Genomic DNA, 16,613 nt, shown 5'->3' on the forward strand with positions numbered 1-16,613 from the left:
CGTTTTAAAAATCAATTTTGAAGTTCAAAAAGCCCGCCTTGCGCAAGGCTTCGTAAATGATCACCAGCGCAGGGCCGATAATCAGCCCGAAAAATCCCATGACCTGAAAACCGAGGAAGAGGCTGACGAGAGCCGCCAGGGCGCTGATCCCGAGGTTGGAAGCGAGAACTTTCGGCTCGATAATGCGCCGGACAACGGTAATGACGAGGAACAGGATAATCAGCCCGATCCCCAGGCGGGCATTTCCGGTCAAAAAGTTGTAGACCGCCCACGGAACGAGAAAAGAACCTGTTCCGAGAATGGGCAAAATATCGACGAGTACGATCAGCAAAGCGACGACAGCCGCGTATTTTACGTGCAAGATGAGCAGCCCCAAAAACGAAAGCAAAAACGTCAGGAGACTGAGGATGATTTGTGCGCGCAAAAATCCGACGGTGGCGCGGTTCAACTGGGAAAAGACAACATTGACCTTCTCTCTGGCCGACACGGTGAACATCCGCAGGAAGCCAGCCCGCAGCCTTGGCAGATCCAGACTGATCAGGAACAGCGCGACCAGGTAAATGATCGTGCTGATCAAAAAGCCGGGGATGATCGCAACGGCTCCGAGAATCGCTCTGGCGACGCCTGACGCGCTCGTGATCGCCCAGTTTTTCAATCCGGCAAAGACGCTCTGGATTTGCACGACCGTGTCTGCCGGCAAAGTAGCGTAGTAGCTTTCCCAGCTTAACAGGTACGATTCCACCAGCTCGAACAAGTGCTGGGAAAAGCCCGGCAACCGCTGGGCCAAATCAATCCCTTGAATGACGATCTGCGTGGCGATCCAGTACAAAATGATGCCAAAGGAGACGAGAAAAAGCAAAAAGGAGACGCTGACGGCGCCCATCCGGTTCATTTTGACCCGACGGATGAGGAACAAAACAAGCGGCTCAAGCAAAATCGCGGTCAAAAGCGCGAGCAGAAACGGGACAGAGTATGGCAATAGAAATAGTGCAACGGCCAACAGCAAGCCCAGAAGCAACATTTTCCGAATTGTCATGAAAGTGCTCCATTCATGTTTAATGAGTCCAGCGTATTACGGTAGGCTTATTTTAGCATTTTTGCCGAACCGAGCACAATCTGCCCGCTAATTGCGGAAAAAGAGCTGGTTGTCAAAAAATAAAGAGAAATAAAAAGAATAGAAAAAAACAGGGTAGCCAAAAAAACATGATATGATTCTCATCTATATAACACTTCGTTTCAGGCGGATGTGTATATAGTGTGACAAACCATTCTTTTCAAACTATACTAGCGAGGTGTCAGAATGAAGCGGTTTGGGTTAGCGATTCAAATTGTCCTCGGACTCATTCTGGGTATCCTGGTGGGTGCCATCTTCTATGGCAACCCGGCAGTGGCGACCTATTTGCAGCCTATTGGCGATGTATTTTTGCGGCTGATCAAAATGATTGTCGTTCCGATTGTCATTGCCACTCTGATCGTTGGGGTAGCGGGAGTCGGAGACATCAAGAAGCTCGGTAAAATCGGCGGAAAAACCATCCTCTATTTTGAAATCGTTACCACGATTGCCATTGTGGTCGGTCTTTTGGCCGCCAACCTGTTCCAGCCGGGTGTGGGCGTCGACATGTCCCATCTGACGAAAACAGACATTCATACGTATGTTGAGACAGCGGAAACGACGCAAAGTCACAGCATGATTGACACATTCGTAAATATCGTTCCGAAAAACATATTCGATGCCATTGTCCGCGGAGACATGTTGGCCATTATTTTCTTCTCTGTCTTGTTTGGACTTGGTGTTGCCGCTGCCGGGGATAAAGGAAAGCCCGTGCTCGCCTTCTTCCAGGGAGTTGCCGATGCGATGTTCTGGGTTGTAAACGCGATCATGCGCTTTGCCCCATTCGGTGTATTCGCCCTGATCGGGGTGACGGTATCCAAGTTTGGCTTGTCGTCCCTTGTTCCATTGGGAAAACTGGTCATCCTCGTTCACCTGGCGATGCTGTTCTTCATCCTCGTCGTACTGGGAACGATCGCCCGCATCAGCGGAGTCAAGATCACGTCGATTCTTCGCATTTTGAAGGACGAGCTGTTGCTGGCCTACTCCACGTCCAGTTCGGAGACGGTACTGCCGAAGATCATGGAAAAGATGGAGAAAATGGGCTGTCCAAAGGCGATTACTTCCTTTGTCGTTCCGACGGGCTACTCCTTCAACTTGGATGGCTCGACCTTGTACCAGGCACTGGCTGCTTTGTTCATTGCCCAAATGTACGGCATTGATATGCCGATCAGCGCTCAAATTACGCTGATGCTTGTGCTCATGGTAACTTCCAAAGGGATTGCCGGTGTTCCAGGCGTATCGTTTGTCGTATTGCTTGCGACTCTCGGTTCCGTAGGGATTCCGCTGGAAGGACTCGCCTTTATCGCTGGTGTCGACCGACTGCTGGACATGGCTCGCACCGTCGTCAACGTGGTAGGAAACGCGTTGGCTGCTGTCGTCATCTCCCGTTGGGAAGGCCAGTTTGACCAACAAAAAGCAGAGCAGTACATTCAAGAAGTGAAAGCCGAAGCAAGAGCGGCTTAACCATCGAAACATACGAAAGCCTCCTGTTAGGATGTCCTGACAGGGGGCTTTTTGCTGTTGTTTTTGCTTGACACCAAAAACAGGAAGCAGTAATATGATGAAAATAAATTGATAATAACATTTTGTTAATAACAAAACATGCGTAACAATAAATGATTTTTTCCAGAGGTGATTTTATTTCCATGACCGATAAACCGCTTGTCAATAAAAGAGGCCAGACCGAGCAGGAGTATTTGCGCACGTACGATGCCAGCCAGTTCGAGCGGCCGTCCGTGACAGTCGATATGCTTATTTTCACCGTAGTGGACGAACAGGAAGAAAACTACCGCAAGCTCTCGCCCAAATCGTTGCAAATCTTGCTCGTGAAGCGCGGAGAACATCCCTTTTTGGGCCAATGGGCGCTGCCGGGCGGGTTTGTCTCGCCGCGCGAAAGTTTGGAGGATGCGGCCAAGCGCGAGTTGTTTACGGAAACGAACATCCAGAACATTTACCTGGAACAGTTGTACACGTGGGGAGACGTCGGGCGTGATCCGCGCATGCGAGTCATCAGCACTTCCTACATGGCTTTGGTCGATAGCTCGACTCTCAGTTTGCAGGCAGGGGATGACGCGGACGAGGCAGAGTGGTTTCGCATCGAGGACAAGTGGCTGAAGGAAACGAAAACGGCGACAGAGAACGGCACGGTAACGGAAAAATGGCTGGAGCTGCGGTTGGTCAATGCCAAGGAAGAACTGTCTGCCACGATCAAGATTACGAAGACGATCGCCAACCGGATCGTGCAGGAGAAGCGCGAGATTGTGGACGCTGGCAATATCGCGTTCGATCACGCCAAGCTGATCCAGTACGCGCTGGAGCGGCTGCGCGGCAAGATTGAATACACCGATATCGCGTTTGCCTTGATGCCGGAGCTGTTTACGTTGAGCGAGCTGCAACAGGTGTATGAAGTCATTTTGGGCAAGGAGCTGCTCGCAGCGGCATTTCGCCGGAAGGTGGCAGACAAAGTGCTGGAAACGAACCAATACAGAAAACATGCCGGACACCGTCCATCCAAATACTATCGCTTCAACCCGGAGTGGATGGAACAGTCATAGGCGCAAGCAGGGAGAGAAGAAACGATGAGCCAGGGAAACAACCGTGGCGGCCGCGCAAAAACGGCCCACGAAACGTTGCACATATTGGAGCAAGGCGAGTACGTGAATCGCCGCGGACAAAAAGTGCAGATCGCAGCCGAGCTTGCGACAGCAGTCAGCGGCACTCTGTTGTATCGTCCAGCTGATTTGACCGAGAACTCGGCGGCAGGGGTAGCGAGAACGGGCCGAGGCTCGATCCAGGTGACCTTTGAGTCGAGCTTGGGGGCAGCGGAAAGGCTCATTGTGCGGGAAAAGCGCAGCGATACGCTCTGCCTGAACTTCGCTTCGGCGAAAAATCCGGGCGGCGGCTTTCTCGGCGGGAGCCAGGCGCAGGAGGAAAGCTTGGCCCGGGCGTCCGGACTGTATCCGTGCCTGGTGCAAATGGAGGAAATGTACCAGTACAATCGCCAATTGAAAACATGCTTTTATTCCGACTACATGATTTACTCGCCCGACGTGCCCGTGATCCGCAACGCGGCAGGCGAACTGCTGGATGAGCCGTACCTGCTGTCGTTTGTCACCGCTCCGGCTGTGAACGCGGGAGTAGTCCGCGAGCGCGAACCGGAAAATGTCAGCCTAATCGCAACTGTAATGAAAGAGCGCATCCGAAAAGTGCTGCGCCTGGCTGCGATGCACGAGAAACGCACAATCATTTTGGGCGCTTACGGCTGCGGCGTCTTTCGCAATCACGCCCGGGATGTGGCGGACTACTTTGCCCAGGTGTTGCTGCAAGAAGAGTACGCGCCGCTGTTTGACCAGATCGTCTTCGCCATCTATGACCATTCGGCGCGGCAGGAAAACCTGCGGGCGTTCAAGGAGAGATTCGCATGATCGCAATGAGTCGTCGGTTTTTGGCAGACTGGAATTGGTTCGAGCGGATTTGGCTGGCTTCGTTTACGCTTGTCACCGTCTATTTGTACGTAGCGCTCGATGATACGTGGATCGGCTTGTGCGCGTCATTGACCGGGATGCTGAGTGTCGTGCTGGTCGCCAAAGGCAAGACGTTCAACTACTATCCGGGCATCGTCAATGTGATTTTGTACGCCTTCGTCGCGTATGGGCAAAAGTATTACGGCGAAGTGATGCTGAATCTGCTCTATTTTTTGCCGATGCAGTTTATCGGACTGATCATGTGGCGCAAAAACAAAGTGTCGGAGCAAAAGCAAAACGACGTCAAAATAGCCGTATTGCGCTCGTCTGAACGCATTTGGTGGAGCGTGCTGTGCGTAGTCGCTACGGTCGCCTACGGATTTGTGCTGAAACAGCTGGGCGGAGCCTTGCCCTTCATCGATTCGCTGACAGCCGTTCTCTCGATTGTGGCGATGATTTTCATGGTGAAACGGCTGGTAGAGCAGTGGGTTGTCTGGGTCATCATCGACTTGTTCACGATTTACATGTGGGTGGTCGCTTTTCTCGCGGACGGCAATGACATCTCGATTCTCGTCATGTGGTCGGCTTACCTGGTCAATGCGCTTTACGGCCTGCTGAACTGGATTCGCCAATATCGCGCGCAAAAGGAGGGGCAGCTATGGGTACCGTAGGCTTTATCGGCGGCAAGTTTTTGCCGTTGCACCAAGGGCACGTCTACGCCATTACCCAGGCGGCGTGCCGCTGCGACGAGCTGTACGTGGTGCTCTCGCACAGCCCCGTTCGCGATCAAAAGCTGTGCGAAGCGGCGGGGATGAAGCCGATACCGTACGAGGTCAGGCTGCGCTGGCTGTCGACACTGGTCAAGGATATGGAAAATGTGCGGGTAATTGCGGTGGAGGATGGCGCGGAGAGCGACGAGACGTACGATTGGCAGGCGGGCGCTGCCGACATCAAGCGCAAAATCGGCAAGCCGATCGATTTTGTCTTCAGCTCGGAGCAGTCGTATGACCCGATTTTTCGCCGCTTGTACCCGGACGCCAAACACGTCGTGCTCGATGGTGCGCGCAGTCAGGTGCCGATCTCGGCTACCCGGATCAGAAACGAGGGCGTCTTCGCCCATTGGCAGCACATTCCGGCCGTGGCTCAGCCTTTCTTTGTGAAAAAGGTGGTCGTCGTCGGGACGGAAAGCTGCGGCAAGTCGACGCTGACCCGCTATCTCGCCAAAATCTACAACACTGTGTTTGTCGAGGAGTACGGCCGCACGATTTGCGAAGAGGTGGGCGGCTGCGACACGATTTTGACGAAAGAGTATTTCCCGCACATCGCCTACGGGCACAAAATGAAGGAATACGAAGCGCTCCAGCGGGCCAACAAGCTGTTGTTCATCGATACGGAAGCGATCGTCACGCAGTTTTATTCAGAGCTTTACACAGGGACTTCCTTTCCGGTGCTGGACGAAATCGCGCGCGAACAGCATTACGATTTGTGGCTGCTCCTCGCGCCGGATGTCGCCTGGATTGATGACGGCCTGCGCGTCCACGGCGCTGAGCAAATCCGTCTGGACAATCACCAAAAGCTGTGCCGGATGCTGGATGAGCGGGGCATTGCTTACGTGACGATTACAGGTGACTATGAAGAGCGTCTGCATCGCGCTGTGCAGCAAGTCAATCAATTGCTGTAAATGTCTTCCCTTTTAGTCGGAATTAAGCTAGACTATGGTCATCAAACGATTCTGACAGAGAGAAGGGAGACGTACTGCATGCAGACGATCGTACAGCCGCAATCCCCCTTGAGCCTGAAGGAATGGGCGGTCGCTGTCAAAGCGCTCGGGGAAGGCGAGCAGATTATTACGATCCGCAAGGGCGGGTTATACGAAGAAACACGAGAATTTCGATTGGAAAACAATCTGTTTTACTTGTACCCTACTTACGAGCATCAGAAGCGCGACATGGTGAAGCCAGTTTACCACCATTTGCTGGATGCGACGCTTGCAGGCTGGTCGAGTGATCAGACGACCGTCTCCATCGAATATTTTGCCGAAGTGACCGACGATGTGGAGCTGATGGACGAAGCCAAGCTGCGCGCGCTCTCGCCTTACCACATCTGGACAGACAACTTTGCGGATGTGCGTCTGCACTGGAAAAAGAAGCAGCCGCTGCATATTTTGTTCGTCCGCATGTACCGTCTGGCGCAGCCGGTCGTGATTCCGATTGAGGCCGCTTACCAGGGGTGCAAATCGTGGCACGATTTGCTCGCAGACTTGCCGCGCAGCGAGTTTGCGCCCGTGCTTGCCGACGAAGAGTTTGCGCGGAAAAAGGCGGAAATCTTGGGCATTTTGCAAGCATAAAAGCATAAAAAAGCGAGAAGCCGTTCACGCCTTGAGCGGTTTTTTGCGTCTGATCGGCAGGAACTGGCAGGGAATCGGAAGCTCATGCGGAAGTAAAAGAGCGACCAATCAGCATGGGAGGCATGTTCATGAAGGCGATCTTGGTAACACAACTGGGCGGCCCGGAGACGATGCAGTACACGGACGTGGATATACCGAAGATTTCAGCTGCGCAAGTGCTCATTCGCGTGGAGATGGCGAGTGTCAATTTTGCCGATATCAAGTCGCGCTACGGCAAAAAGGGAGCAGCCAAGCTGCCGTTTATTCCCGGACTGGATGCGACAGGAGTAATTGAAGAAGTCGGGTCAGAAGTGAAAAATTTGCGCGTCGGGCAGCGCGTGATCGCGTTTCCGGCGAACGGCTCGTATGCGGAATACGTCGTTGCCGATGAGGCGCTCACCTTCGCGATTCCCGACTCGATCAGCACGGAAACAGCCGCAGCTTGCCCTGTGGTGTCGTTTACTTCCTATCAGTTGCTGGCAAAAGTCGCCCGTTTGGCTGAAGGAGAAACGGTGCTGATCCATGCGGCGGCGGGCGGGATCGGAACGACGGCGATCCAGTTGGCCAAGCTTCTCGGAGCGGGGCGCGTCATCGGGAGCGTGGGCAGCGCGGCAAAAGCCGCAGTCGCTTTGGCTGCCGGAGCGGATCATGTCATTTGCCACGACACGGAAGACTTTGTGGAAAAAGTACGCGAGCTGACGGACGGGGCTGGCGCTGACGTCATTCTGGACTCGATCTCCGGCCGGGTGAGCGAACGAAGCATCGAATGTCTCGCCTGGTACGGCCGACTCGTGCATTTTGGCAATGCGAGCGGAGAAATCGGGCAAATCCGCACGCTTGATCTGCATGCAAGCTGCCGCTCGGTGCTCGGTTTCAGCTTCGGCACGACGCGGAAGCTGCGTCCGCATCTTTTGCAGGATACAGCCCGGCAAGTGATCGACTTTTTGGCAAAAGGGCAGCTCGACGTCAAGATCGGCAAAGTGTTTTCGCTGGAAGAGGCGGCAAACGCCCACGCATGGGTAGAAAGCAGACAGAGCACAGGAAAGGTACTGCTGCAAGTGCGGCCCTAGCATACGGGAGAATCGAAACGGCTAAAGAGGTGCAGAGCATGAACATCATAGCGGCAAGCGAACTTTCGAAAAGCGTCATTACGGACTTTTTCATCACCAACTGGGGAAGTCCGCAAATGGTGATCGGAAGCGGCATTTTTACATGTGACGAGCTGGACGGCTATGCGCACATCGGCGCGGATGGCGCGATCCAGGGGTATGTCAGCTATGTGCTGGAGCAGACCGAGTGCGAAATCATTTCGCTGGACAGCCTGGCGGAAAACAGGGGGATCGGCTCTGCCCTTTTGGCGAGAGCGGAGCAGGCGGCGAAGGAAGCGGGCTGCGAGCGGATGAAGCTGGTGACGACCAATGACAACTTGCATGCGCTCGGCTTTTATCAGCGGCGCGGCTATCAGTTTCACGAGCTGCATGTCAACGCTGTGGAAAAAGCGCGGGCGATCAAGCCGGAGATTCCGCTGATCGCGGACAACGGGATTTCGATTCGCGACGAAATCGTGTTGGTCAAGCTGATTTAAACAGTATGAGCATGAGAGGGGAAGAGGAAACCAGAACGGAAGCCAGAGCCAGCCAGACCAAGGCTTCCTCCCGCTCAAGCCCGCCACCGCCACCACAACCACTGCAAAAGAAAAAACCAGCATATATGGAATACAGTTACGCCTCCCGCAATTGTTGACATTCTTAACTGTAAGAATTATGATTACAGTACACTTTCGGAGGGGGCCGTCTCAGACGTGAATAGTGAGTTTACGATAGCTGTTCACAGCTTGGCCTTGTTGGCTCATATACCGGGACATATGGCAAGCAGTGAGCTCATCGCGCAAAACGTGTGCACCAATCCTGCCAGAATACGCAAAATTATGGGTATCCTGCGAAAAAACGGATTTGTGAAGACAAAAGAAGGCGTAGGCGGCGGATACATTTTGGCTTGCGATCCGCATGCAGTGACACTGGCCGAGATTTACCATTCCATGTCAAAAGGAACCTTGAAGCCGCATTGGTGTTCGGGTGACCCGAAAGAAGCCTGCCTGGTGTCTGCGAATATCCACAACGTGATGGATCAAATTTTTACGGAAGCAGAGCTGTACTACACGAAGTATTTGGAGCAGCTTACCATTCAGAGCGTTCTGGATAAAATTCGTCAAAGCACGTGTCAGGATCAGGTCAGCGAATAAGCAAAGCAGACGAAGCGACTTGTTTGACTGGAAACTGTAACTATTTTTACTACATTTTAAGGTGGTGCGTTCGTATGAATCGGGAACAGTTGCTGGAAATCAGTGATTGGGTATTGGGCAAGACCAAGCATGGCGAGTTGGTTCAAGGCTTCGTGGAAACCGTCGATTCATTGCGGGGCATTGCGAAAGTCTACGTCGTCAAATGCGACAACGAAAACACGGTGGGCAAGATCGTGGCCATCCCGTTGCAATGGCTGGAGCGCATGTCGACAGGCACTTTTGACGATCTGGAATCTTTGCATGATTTGATCGACCTGTCGCTGCTCATTCGCGACAAAGCGTGGTTCCTGGAGCTTGCGGCAAAAGCAGAAGCGGTGCGGGACTCGGCAACTGAGGTGCAAACGGGCAAGGCCAGACATTTTTCTGTGCGAAATCGCCTGGGCACGTCAGCGATTTGGGAGCAATAATTTATCATTTTTGCATATAGAGGAGGAGTACCCATTATGTCTAACGTGAATCAGAGCAGTTGGTTTGAAAAAGGAATGACGTTTGAGCAGTATCGCGACAGCATGAATGTGAACAAGCAAGAGTTGAGCCGCGTCTACGAGCAGCTGACGTTCAGCGAGGAAGACCTCGCGTTTTGGAAGGAGCTGTCCGCGCGCAACTGGAAAGGCATCGTGCTGACAGCCGACTGGTGTGGAGATGCGGCGCTGTGCGTTCCGGTCATTCAACGCATCGCGGAAGAAAGCAATATCGAGCTGCGCTTCCTCATTCGCGACGAGAATCTGGAGCTGATGGACCAATACTTGACGAACGGTACAGCGCGGGCGATCCCGATTTTCGTTTTCCTCGACCAGGATGGTTACGAAGCTTGTGTCTGGGGGCCGCGCTCGCCAGAGGTGCAGGAAATGATCACAACTGCGCGGGCGACGCTGCCTGCGACCGATGCGCCGGATTTTGAGGAGAAGCAAAAGCAGCTGTATCGGACGTTCAAGGAAACGATCACGACTGATCCTGCGGTGTGGCGCACCGTGATCGAAAGCGTGAAGGCGAGGCTCAAAGCGTAAAGAGAAAAAATAAACAGGATAGGATTGGATCAATGAAAAGTGAAAATGCAGAGAATAGCGGGCGACCGATTCTCTTTTTGATGATGAACATGTTTATTGCCATGCTCGGAATCGGCTTGATTATCCCGATTTTGCCCGAGTTTTTGAAAGAATTTGGAGCAGGCGGGAAGACGGCTGGCTACCTGGTGGCAGCGTTTGGTTTGACGCAGTTTCTGTTCTCTCCGATCGCGGGAGAGTGGTCGGACAAATACGGTCGGAAAATCATGATCGTCTCCGGCCTGGTGTTGTTTACGATTTCGAATCTGGTGTTTGCCCTGGCCGAACAGACATGGGTGCTCTACCTCTCCCGTTTGATCGGGGGAATCGGCGCCGCTTCGATGATTCCTTCCATGCTCGCGTACGTCGCCGATATTACGACCGAGGACAAGCGCGGAAAAGGCTTGGGACTGCTCGGCGCGGCGATGTCTCTCGGGTTCGTGATCGGGCCGGGGATCGGCGGTTTTCTCGCCGAGCTTGGGCTGCGGATGCCGTTTTACATTTCCGCGGCGGTAGGGGCCGTGGCGACGATCGGCTCCGTGCTCTTTTTGTCTGAGTCATTGCCAAAAGACAAACAGCTGGCAGCCCGCCGTTCGGAGCAGAAGAAAGAAAATATTTTCCTGCAACTCGGCAAGTCTTTCCAGTCGTCGTATTTCATCATGCTCGTGCTGATTTTTACGATGACTTTCGGGCTGGCGAACTTTGAAGTAATTTTTCCGCTCTTCGTAGATGCGAAGTTCGGCTATACGCCGCGTGACATCTCGATCATCATCACGGTCGGAGCGTTGGCTGGAACGATTGTGCAGGCTATGCTGATCGGGAAGCTGATCTCCCGTTTTGGAGAAAAGAAGCTGATCAACTGGACGTTTTTCAGCTCGGCGGTCACGATGGTGCTGATGCTTTTGTCAGGGAACTTCTGGTATATGCTCGTCCTGACTGTGCTGTTCTTCACCTTGACCTCGATCATGCGTCCGGCGATCAATACGCTCATCTCCAAGCGGGCCGGGGATGAACAAGGCTTTGTCGCCGGGATGAACAACGCCTACATGAGTCTGGGCAACATTTTTGGCCCGGCTGTGGCGGGGACTTTGTACGGAATGCATGTGAACGCACCGTACTTGTTCGGAGCGATCGTCCTTGTCCTAAGCTTGTTCCTGTCGCGCGTGGAAAGCCGCAGAAGCTTGAAGCGGGTCGCGGCGTAACAGACCGCTTGCTTTCGTTTCTTGACAAAGCTGGAAAACTGATGTAAAAAGAAGGTACGAATTGAACCGATCAAATTCATTGACGAGAAAGAGTACGCTAAACCCCTTGTTCCCCAGAGAGTTGGCCTAGTGCTGAAAGCCAACGTTCAAGACTTAGCCGAAAATCCTCTCCGAGAAGGAAAGCTGAAGCGCAACAAAGTAAGCTGACCCGGGACCCCGCCGTTACAAGGGGCGCGTATGATGGTACGTAGCAGAGGTGTCGAAGCGTCACGTTTTCGTGATCGTTTCGGAACAAGGGTGGTAACGCGAGATGAAATCTCGTCCCTTCGGGGGCGGGATTTTTTGCGTTTTCGGACATCAATCATAGGAGGGATGAGTGAGATGAGAAAAGTCGACGTCAAAGAAAAGGCGAGGGCACGCGAGCTGCGTGTGCTGGCGCAATGGAAAGAGGATGGCACCTTTCAAAAATCGATGGACAATCGGCTTGGCAAACCGAACTACGTGTTTTACGAAGGGCCGCCCACGGCCAATGGTCAGCCGCATATCGGCCACGTGCTCGGACGAGTGATCAAAGACTTCATCGGGCGCTACAAAACGATGTCCGGATACCGCGTCGTGCGCAAAGCAGGCTGGGATACGCATGGCTTGCCTGTCGAGCTGGGGGTGGAAAAGCAGCTTGGCATCTCCGGGAAGCATGAGATCGAGAACTACGGAGTGGCGAAGTTCGTCGAGCGCTGCAAGGCGAGCGTGTTTGAATACGAGAAGCAATGGCGGGAGCTGACGGAGGCAATCGGCTACTGGACGGATATGAATCATCCGTACGTGACGCTCACTAACGACTACATCGAAAGTGTCTGGCACATTTTGGCTACGATCCACAAAAAGGGGCTGTTGTACAAAGGGCATCGCGTCAGTCCGTACTGCCCGGATTGCCAGACGACGCTCAGCTCTCACGAAGTAGCGCAAGGCTACGAAGATGTGAAAGATTTGAGCGCGACGGTCAAGTTCCGCAGCAAGCAGGGGGAGGAAGTGTTTCTCGCCTGGACGACTACGCCGTGGACGCTTCCGGCAAACGTGGCTCTCGCGGTCAACAAAGAGCTGGACTACGTGCGCGTGAAGCAAAACGGCGAAGTGTACGTCGTCGCGAAAAATCTCGCAGACAAAGTGTTCACCGATGCATATGAAGTGTTGTCGACGCACAAAGGGGCGGAATTTGTCGGGACGGAATACGAGCCGCCGTACAGCTACGTCCGCGTGGAAAAAGGGCATGTCATCGTCGACGCCGAGTATGTCAGCGATACGAGCGGGACGGGGATCGTCCATACGGCTCCCGCCCACGGAGAGGACGACTATCGCACGACCCGTCAGCACGGACTGGACTTCGTGAACGTAGTCAATCTGGCTGGGCGTTACACGGAGCAAATTACCGATTTTGCCGGGCGCTTCGTCAAGGAGTGCGACGTCGACATCGTCAAAGACTTGGCCCATCGCGGACTGTTGTTCTCCAAGGAACGGTACGAGCACAGCTATCCGTTTTGCTGGCGCTGCAAGTCGCCCTTGCTCTACTACGCGATGGAAAGCTGGTTCATCCAGACGACGGCGATCAAGGATCAGCTGATCGCCAACAACAGCAAAGTCGAATGGTATCCGGGCCATTTGCGCGAAGGACGGTTCGGCAATTTTCTCGAAGAGCTGGTGGACTGGAACATCAGCCGCAACCGCTATTGGGGAACGCCGCTCAACATCTGGCTTTGTCACGATTGCGGCAGCGAGTACGCGCCTGGAAGCATCGCAGAGCTGCGCGCAAAGGCAGCCGTGCCAATCGACGAGTCGCTGGAGCTGCACAAGCCGTATGTGGATGAAGTCAAGCTGCGCTGTACATGCGGCTCTGTGATGGAGCGCACCCCGGAAGTCATCGACGTCTGGTTTGACAGCGGTTCGATGCCTTTTGCCCAGTACCATCATCCGTTTGGCGACGACAAGCAGTTCCAGGAGCAATACCCTGCCGACATGATCTCGGAGGGGATCGATCAGACGCGGGGCTGGTTTTTCAGCCTGTTGGCTGTCTCCACGCTTTACAACGGGCAAGCGCCGTACAAAGCGGTCATCTCGACCGGGCACGTACTGGATGAGCACGGCCAAAAAATGTCGAAGAGCAAAGGCAACGGAATCGACCCGTGGGAAGTGATCGAGGAGTTCGGGGCAGATGCATTCCGCTGGGCGCTTTTGTCGGACAGCGCGCCGTGGAGCAGCAAGCGCTTTTCCAAGCGGATCGTCGCCGAGGCGAAGTTCAAGGTGATCGATACGATCCACAACACGCACGCCTTTTACTCGCTGTACGCGGGTATCGACCAGTTCGATCCGCAGCAGCATCCGGCAGTTGCGTCTGAAAACGAGCTGGATCGCTGGGTACTGTCCCGCCTGCATACGACGTTGAAAAATGTGCGCAAAGGGCTGGACACGTACGACTTCATGAATCCGGCGAAGCAGATTGAAGCATTCGTCGACGAGCTGAGCAACTGGTACATCCGCCGTTCGCGCGACCGCTTCTGGGAAAGCGGCCTGTCTGCCGACAAAATCGCCGCTTACCATACGCTGCGCGAGGTGCTTTTGACACTTGCGCGGATGATTGCGCCATACGCTCCACTGATCGCGGATGATATGTACGGCAATCTCGGCGAAGCGGGCAGCGTTCATCTGGCAGACTATCCGCAAGGAAACGAGGACGTACGCGACGAAGCGCTTGAGCGCGACATGGAGACGGCGAGACAAATCGTCGAGCTGGCCCGCAATATCCGCAACGAAACCGGAATCAAGACGCGTCAGCCGCTATCCGAGCTGATCGTCTCGCTCGATCGACCGTTTCGCCTCGACCAGTTTGCCGGCATCATCCGGGACGAAATCAATGTGAAAAGCATTCGTCTGGAACGGAGCGACGACGGTTTTGTCACCTATCATTTCAAGCTGAATCTGAAAGTGGCTGGCAAAAAATACGGCAAGCTCGTAAGCGGGCTGCAAGCGCATTTGAAAGAACTGTTGCCAGCCGCAGCCAAGCAAGTGATGGAGTCGGGGCATCTGGACGTGGTGCTGGACGATGAGCCGATTCGCGTTCCGCTCGAAGACTTGCTCGTCGAAAAGCAAGGAAAACAAGGCTTTGCCTCCGCATCCGGCTATCAAATCCACGTGGCGCTGACGACGGAGCTGACAGAGGAGCTTGTCCAGGAAGGGCGGGTGCGGGAAGTGATCCGCGTCATTCAGGACTACCGCAAACGCATGGAGCTGCCGATCGACAAACGGGTAGTTGTCACGCTCGCGGTCGACGAGGAGCTGCGGGCAGCGCTGAACCGTTTTGAGCATTTGCTGCGGGAGAGCGTGCTGCTGTCCGATGTGGTGTACACGTCCGGGCAAGAGCTTGCGATGGTGTCTTTTGGCGAAAAATCGTTCGGCTTGCATATCGAATAAGCAAAAAGGATAGGGAGAAGCGGCACGAATGCTGCTTTCCCTATCCTTTTTTCATTACAACTCATCCCGCTTGGTTTCCACAAGACGCGGCCCTGTCAGCGAATGATCCTCAGGCTGCTCGGCTTCCACCAGCCGTTTCAGTGCGGTCAGCTTGTTGTCCCAGAAGCGGTCATAGTAGGACAGCCAGCTTTTCAGCTCGGCAAGCGGCTCCGGTTGCATCCGATACCTCGTCTCGCGGCCTACACGCTGCTCCTTGACCAGCCCTGCTTCGGACAAAATGCGCAAATGCTTGGAAACGGCAGTGCGGCTGATCGGAAAGTGTCTGCTGATCGCGGTCACAGGCATTTCCTGATCGGTCAGCAATTGCAAAAGCTTGCGGCGCGTCGGATCGGCGATGGCTTGAAATACGTCATGCTTGGCGGCAGAGCTGCTCATTTACGCTTCCACATACGCTTTCAGCTTAGGCAGCACAGAAGAATCCCAGCCCTGGTTCATCCGGTCGCGGACGACGGCATGGCCTTCCCCAAACTCCGTTACCGTATCGGCAGACCAACCGGAATGAATCAGCGTGAACTCTGTTGTTTCTCCCAAATCTTTTAACGCGAACGTGATTACCCAGTCTTTGCCCCATTTGAACACGAGACGGTTCGGCGGGTCAATTTCTTGCACGACGCAAGGAGAATCGCCGTATGGGGAATGGATGGTAAAGGCATGTCCAGCTACTGGCTGAAAATCGTTTGGCATGAACCAGGCGGCAATCCCGTCTGCTGTAGCGACGGCATCCCAAACTTTTTGCAGCGGAGCTTGAAATACTTGTGTCTGAACGATATCAGGAATGGTGTTGGACATGAATACGCCTCCGTAAAAAGAAAGTAGTTTCCTAGTTTGCACATGGAAACGAAACCAAAACGTTTCGCTTTTTGCAGTATACGAAACCAAAAGGTTGCATGTCAACGGATGATAGGAAAGAAAGATTTGACAGGTTCAAGAGAAATTGATTACAATCAAAACGGAATGAACATTCATTCCGAGGTGAGGAGGTCTGGCATGTCTGAGACAAAGCGGGAGTTAATATTGGAAGCGGCGATGGTTCTGTTTGAACAGCGAGGCTTCGACGGCACGACTGTTCCGATGATTGTCGACAAAGCAGGCGTGGGCGCCGGGACGCTGTATCGCTATTTTGAAAACAAGGAAGCGCTGGTCAACACGTTGTTTCAAGAGTGCGTCAACGATGTGCTGGAGACGCTGAACCAGGGCTATCCGCACGACTCGAATGATTCGCGCAAGCAATTCGCTCATATTGCCAAGCAGCTGGTCAGCTATGCGAATAAAAATCTCACGGCCTTGCTGTTTGTCGATTCCCATGTCAATGGCTACTATTTGGACGAAGCAAGCCAGGCAGCTTACATGCGCCTGCGCACGTTTTTTTATGAGTTCATTAACCAGGGGAAGAAAAACGGAATCATTCGTCCGTTGCCTGCCGACGCATTGATCGCGATTATTGACGGTGCGTTTATATCGCTGTACAAGTCTTGCCGGGCGGGCGAGATCGAGGAAACACCGGAATTGCTGGCAGGCGTGGAAGAGGCTTGCTGGGATGCGATCAGAATTCATTGATTCTGATCTTTCTTTTGAACAGAACG

The 16,613-nt window shown here is 53.7% G+C and carries 17 protein-coding genes and 1 other annotated feature; of the genes, 14 read left to right on the top strand and 3 right to left on the bottom strand.

The window, feature by feature from the left end:
* Positions 1-4 precede the first annotated feature (4 nt).
* Positions 5-1,036 (bottom strand): sporulation integral membrane protein YtvI, encoded by a 1,032-nt coding sequence (gene ytvI, locus M2298_RS01890; protein WP_122963059.1) that lies wholly within the window; start codon positions 1,034-1,036, stop codon positions 5-7.
* Positions 1,037-1,300: 264 nt separating this feature from the next.
* Between ytvI and M2298_RS01895 the strand changes: the two genes are divergently transcribed.
* From M2298_RS01895 to ileS, 13 genes are all read left to right on the top strand, one after another.
* Positions 1,301-2,575 (top strand): cation:dicarboxylate symporter family transporter, encoded by a 1,275-nt coding sequence (locus tag M2298_RS01895; protein ID WP_122963060.1) that lies wholly within the window; start codon positions 1,301-1,303, stop codon positions 2,573-2,575.
* A gap of 182 nt (positions 2,576-2,757) precedes the next feature.
* The gene (locus tag M2298_RS01900; RefSeq protein ID WP_122963061.1) at positions 2,758-3,666 is read left to right on the top strand and encodes an NUDIX hydrolase; all 909 of its coding nucleotides are present in this window, start codon (positions 2,758-2,760) and stop codon (positions 3,664-3,666) included.
* Between the two features lie 24 nt (positions 3,667-3,690).
* Positions 3,691-4,536 carry a TIGR02452 family protein gene (locus tag M2298_RS01905; RefSeq protein ID WP_280648154.1) on the top strand — a complete coding sequence of 282 codons (846 nt, stop codon included), beginning with the start codon at positions 3,691-3,693 and terminating at the stop codon, positions 4,534-4,536.
* Complete coding sequence (pnuC, locus tag M2298_RS01910; protein WP_122963063.1) at positions 4,533-5,246, top strand: nicotinamide riboside transporter PnuC; 714 nt, start codon at positions 4,533-4,535, stop codon at positions 5,244-5,246. Before M2298_RS01905 ends, pnuC begins: the two co-directional genes overlap by 4 nt.
* Positions 5,234-6,256 carry a multifunctional transcriptional regulator/nicotinamide-nucleotide adenylyltransferase/ribosylnicotinamide kinase NadR gene (gene nadR / locus M2298_RS01915; protein ID WP_173596173.1) on the top strand — a complete coding sequence of 341 codons (1,023 nt, stop codon included), beginning with the start codon at positions 5,234-5,236 and terminating at the stop codon, positions 6,254-6,256. The genes pnuC and nadR overlap by 13 nt, the downstream gene beginning before the upstream one ends.
* 78 nt (positions 6,257-6,334) lie before the next feature.
* On the top strand, positions 6,335-6,922 hold the full coding sequence (locus M2298_RS01920) for a DUF1802 family protein (protein ID WP_280648155.1): 588 nt from the start codon (positions 6,335-6,337) through the stop codon (positions 6,920-6,922).
* 128 nt (positions 6,923-7,050) lie between these two features.
* Positions 7,051-8,031, top strand: coding sequence for a quinone oxidoreductase family protein (locus tag M2298_RS01925; RefSeq protein WP_173598382.1), 981 nt, complete (start codon positions 7,051-7,053; stop codon positions 8,029-8,031).
* 38 nt (positions 8,032-8,069) lie between these two features.
* A complete protein-coding gene (locus M2298_RS01930; RefSeq protein WP_280648156.1) occupies positions 8,070-8,546 on the top strand; it encodes a GNAT family N-acetyltransferase in 477 nt (158 codons plus the stop codon).
* A 216-nt stretch (positions 8,547-8,762) separates the two neighbouring features.
* Positions 8,763-9,203, top strand: a complete 441-nt coding sequence (locus M2298_RS01935; RefSeq protein ID WP_122963068.1) for an Rrf2 family transcriptional regulator — start codon at positions 8,763-8,765, stop codon at positions 9,201-9,203.
* Positions 9,204-9,277: 74 nt separating this feature from the next.
* Positions 9,278-9,670 carry a hypothetical protein gene (locus M2298_RS01940; RefSeq protein ID WP_173598380.1) on the top strand — a complete coding sequence of 131 codons (393 nt, stop codon included), beginning with the start codon at positions 9,278-9,280 and terminating at the stop codon, positions 9,668-9,670.
* Positions 9,671-9,706: 36 nt separating this feature from the next.
* Entirely contained in the window at positions 9,707-10,270 is a 564-nt protein-coding gene (locus tag M2298_RS01945) for a thioredoxin family protein (RefSeq protein WP_173596176.1), read from the top strand.
* Positions 10,271-10,302: 32 nt separating this feature from the next.
* Positions 10,303-11,508, top strand: coding sequence for an MFS transporter (locus M2298_RS01950; RefSeq protein WP_122963071.1), 1,206 nt, complete (start codon positions 10,303-10,305; stop codon positions 11,506-11,508).
* A 70-nt stretch (positions 11,509-11,578) separates the two neighbouring features.
* Positions 11,579-11,837: a binding site (T-box leader), on the top strand.
* A 52-nt stretch (positions 11,838-11,889) separates the two neighbouring features.
* A complete protein-coding gene (gene ileS / locus M2298_RS01955) occupies positions 11,890-14,970 on the top strand; it encodes an isoleucine--tRNA ligase (RefSeq protein ID WP_280648157.1) in 3,081 nt (1,026 codons plus the stop codon).
* 54 nt (positions 14,971-15,024) lie between these two features.
* Here the strand turns inward: ileS and M2298_RS01960 are convergent, their stop codons facing one another.
* Both M2298_RS01960 and M2298_RS01965 read right to left on the bottom strand, forming a co-directional pair.
* The gene (locus M2298_RS01960; protein WP_122963073.1) at positions 15,025-15,405 is read right to left on the bottom strand and encodes an ArsR/SmtB family transcription factor; all 381 of its coding nucleotides are present in this window, start codon (positions 15,403-15,405) and stop codon (positions 15,025-15,027) included.
* Positions 15,406-15,819, bottom strand: a complete 414-nt coding sequence (locus M2298_RS01965) for an SRPBCC family protein (protein ID WP_122963074.1) — start codon at positions 15,817-15,819, stop codon at positions 15,406-15,408.
* Between the two features lie 198 nt (positions 15,820-16,017).
* On the opposite strand from M2298_RS01965, the gene M2298_RS01970 reads away from it, so the two are divergent.
* Complete coding sequence (locus tag M2298_RS01970; protein WP_280648158.1) at positions 16,018-16,587, top strand: TetR/AcrR family transcriptional regulator; 570 nt, start codon at positions 16,018-16,020, stop codon at positions 16,585-16,587.
* Positions 16,588-16,613: the final 26 nt, after the last annotated feature.

This window comes from Brevibacillus sp. 1238 (assembly GCF_029892995.1).
In the GTDB taxonomy this organism is placed as follows: domain Bacteria; phylum Bacillota; class Bacilli; order Brevibacillales; family Brevibacillaceae; genus Brevibacillus; species Brevibacillus parabrevis.